Genomic DNA, 3,286 nt, shown 5'->3' with positions numbered 1-3,286 from the left:
TGTTGACAGGGGTATAAAACCGCGGAAATATGGCGCAGGCTTAAATTGATCAAAGTACGCGCAAAGTACACACTTTGATCTGACATTTACCTTAAAGCTAAAATGGGGGCTCCTCTCTAAAGATATCAGCCATCGAAGCATAAAATTCAGATTCAACTTTTTTATGGTGCTGTTGTATCTGAGCATGGTAAATACATTCTAAGGTACGGGTAAGATCACCAAGGAAGCTCACGAGTTTATATGCTGCTTCATCCGACATGGATTCTGGTAATAAAGCATCTAAAAAGATGTCACGCATGATGAGGCGCCTCCTCTACTATAGATTTCTTCTTCCTCGCTCGTTCCGCTGATTTTTTTGCACTATTGTCCTTCCATTCTTTAAGCCGGAAGGATTCCGCTTCGATATTCACGATTTCTGAGTGGTGAACGAGCCTGTCGATAATGGATACGACGCAAGTCGCATTGGGAAAGATATCACTCCATTCATTAAATTGCTTGTTGGTGGTGATAAGCGTTGATTTTTCTTCATACCGTCGGGATATGATTTCAAACAACAAATCCGCATGACGATTGGAGTAGGACAGATAACCGACTTCGTCGATGACAAGCAGCGCAGGGTGTACATAATGTTTGATGCGGCGGCGCAAGGCACTGTCACTGTCTATAGCTGCCAGTTCATTGAGCATTCCTGCGGCAGTAGTAAACAATGCGGTATGACCTTTCAGGATGGCTTGATAGGCGATGTTACGAGCTATCGTTGTTTTACCCACGGCATTAGGCCCGCATAAAATGATATTGGTCGCGTCCTTCATAAAACGTACCTGCATCCACTCTTCAATAATGTCTCGGTCACAACGTTTGGGCCAGCCCCAATCAAAGTCAGCTAATGGCTTGAAGCGTCCAATACGTGCACTGCGCAGACGACTATCCAGGCTTTTTTGAGCGCGATATGCTTCCTCCCAACTGATAAGTTGCTCCAGCCATGGTGCATCATGCACCTCATCCCAGTGATTGATGAGGCCATAAAGCTTAAGTGCCTTTGCACGTTGTAATAATAAATTAAGCATCATGAGACTCCTCTTCGGTCTTGGTTTGATTCAACACCTCGTAATCACTTAATTTATGAGGTTTTACGATAAGTTCATTGATGTGTTTGTTGTCCGATACCTGCAAAACGATACGTGGTGGTTGATGTCGTTCCTCTTGCCGTCGCTGTAAACTAAGCCGTACTGCATTAGGATGAGGAACGCCACGACCTAATGCATCAGCCATCGCCTCATCAAGCTCACTTGCTCCATAATCATCCAATAAAGACAGCAGTTGATTGGTCGTTGAGCCCAGTGGATAACCATGCAGAGCCGCTGCATCCAAAAAAGAACGCGCACAATCCACTGCATAAGTTAATCGGCTTTGACCACGATGCAGGCGCGCTTGCTTCTTGCGCTCAATAAGTTGTTCTATGTGCTCTGCACATTCAATTTGTTGCGCCTTATCATAACTGCGAGGATGTTTGGCGAGCACGGTTGTACCATCCAGAATAGTCACCGTATCCAGTGTGGCCCGAAGCGTTAATGTGGTTCGCACGTACTCATGCGGAACAGAATAATCATTCAGGTCAAATCGGGCATAAGGGGTTTTGCCAATAGGCACACATACGGTTTCATCCACCGGGAACGAATTATCAGGACAGGCGATTAATCGCGGCTGCTCCTCTTGAAACGCCTCCAAAACAGTTAGGCTCTTGTCCTCGGGGCAAGGTCTATTGGCCGCTTGTGTTGTACACCAGTGAGACGCTTGGGCATTTAAATCATCCAAGTCACGATACTTGCGTGCTGCAAAGAAGTTATCACGCACATACCGGATGGCCCGTTCTACCCGTCCTTTTTCATTGCCCCGATACACAGCACAAGGTCTTGGCTCAAAACGGTAGTGGGCTGCGAACGTCAGCAGAGTCGGGTTAAAGCGAATTGCATCGCCCTGACGTTCCAATACCGCACTCTTGAGGTTGTCATATAACAGGACACGGGGCACGCCACCAAAAGCCTGAAAGGCTTGTTCATGGCCACGTAAAAAATTTTCTGTGCGTTGATTCAGGTAAAAATGCAAATAAATGTTCCGAGAGTAACTTAAGACCATAACAAAGGCCACCAAGGGGCGTTTTGCTTTCCCAATCGTGATATGCCCAAAGTGCCCCCAATCCACTTGAGCTTGCTCACCTGGCAAAGTTCTTAATCTTAAGTAGGCTTCTGCGGCCGGGCGTGGTCGATAGCACGAGATAAGATGGCGAAAATGGTCAATCCCACCGGGATAACCGCGCTCTTGTACCATAGCAAACAGACGACTTGCGGTCAGTGTCGGATAACGTTGTAACGTCTCCAACACAAAGGGCAAATAGGGATCCATCATCGAAGGTTGCACCAGGATTTTCTTTTTAGGAATGCCTGCTTCGGATAAGACACGCTTTATCGTACTGTGATGCACGCCTAACTGAGATGAAATGGTTCCCACACGCCATTGTTCCACGTGGTAATAGCGTAATATATTGGCTTGCAATTCCTCTGAAATGCTCATTGTTATGCTCCTCTTTAAGATAATCATCAGGGAGGCCTCGAACAAGACACCAAAGCAGATGCTTTTTTAGGTATTCCATAACGTAAAAACCGGGAACGCAACAAAGCAGAGACCGGAGTAGCGCATAAACAACACATTATTGAATCCTTTAACTGTTGTTTATCCATCTTGATTGGCTTGTTTTTGACCGCGTGCAGTAAATCATTCGAAGCCGTTTCATGGGAACCCTGATGCGTCATTTTATTTTTAACACCCCGCTTTCGTTGCATATAACGACGTTGTCGTAATGCATGATTTAATCGACCTTTCATGCTGCGTTGGTAGCGAATCCCCGCGTCACGCAAGGACTTCTTTCGTGCAGCAAGGGAACAGACGGAGCTACAGTAACTATTTCCTCTGTCGCAATAGGTGCAGATAACAACGTGTTCGAAGCACAGGGCACATAGAAACAATCGTGGTGTCAGTTCCATAGCATTCCTTTGCTAACGAAACCTGACATTTATGGGTACAGGTGATATGCTTTAATCAAGGGACTGGGGCATTTGCTATCGTCGCGACCTTCAAATCATGAGCGATAGCACTTGGGTTTCATTAGTCCCTTTATTTTAGATGAGTTTTCTGTCTTGGTCTTTTTGTAAACTTCTTGGGGTATTTTCTGGTGAAACTTTATTGATGGCCTGCGCCATTTACTAGCGGGTTATTAGCACTGTCTACA

4 protein-coding genes are annotated in these 3,286 nt (G+C 45.8%); all 4 read right to left on the bottom strand.

Annotation, left to right across the window (positions count from 1 at the left end; all coding sequences use genetic code 11):
* Positions 1–97: 97 nt before the first annotated feature.
* Genes ACWTEW_RS05615 through ACWTEW_RS05600 form a run of 4 tightly spaced genes read right to left on the bottom strand, consistent with a single transcriptional unit; the run spans position 98 to position 3,041 of the window.
* Positions 98–298: a hypothetical protein gene (locus ACWTEW_RS05615; RefSeq protein WP_454783624.1), complete on the bottom strand. Its 201-nt coding sequence runs from the start codon at positions 296–298 to the stop codon at positions 98–100.
* Positions 291–1,070, bottom strand: a complete 780-nt coding sequence (locus ACWTEW_RS05610; protein ID WP_454783623.1) for an ATP-binding protein — start codon at positions 1,068–1,070, stop codon at positions 291–293. Before ACWTEW_RS05610 ends, ACWTEW_RS05615 begins: the two co-directional genes overlap by 8 nt.
* Positions 1,060–2,571: an IS21 family transposase gene (gene istA / locus ACWTEW_RS05605; RefSeq protein ID WP_454783622.1), complete on the bottom strand. Its 1,512-nt coding sequence runs from the start codon at positions 2,569–2,571 to the stop codon at positions 1,060–1,062. The genes ACWTEW_RS05610 and istA overlap by 11 nt, the downstream gene beginning before the upstream one ends.
* Positions 2,572–2,597: 26 nt before the next feature.
* Positions 2,598–3,041, bottom strand: a complete 444-nt coding sequence (locus tag ACWTEW_RS05600; protein WP_454783621.1) for a hypothetical protein — start codon at positions 3,039–3,041, stop codon at positions 2,598–2,600.
* Positions 3,042–3,286: the final 245 nt, after the last annotated feature.

The sequence above is a fragment of the Legionella stuttgartensis genome, assembly GCF_977063405.2.
The sequence above is the reverse complement of the archived record's forward strand: the minus strand, read 5'-3'. Positions and strand labels throughout refer to the sequence as shown.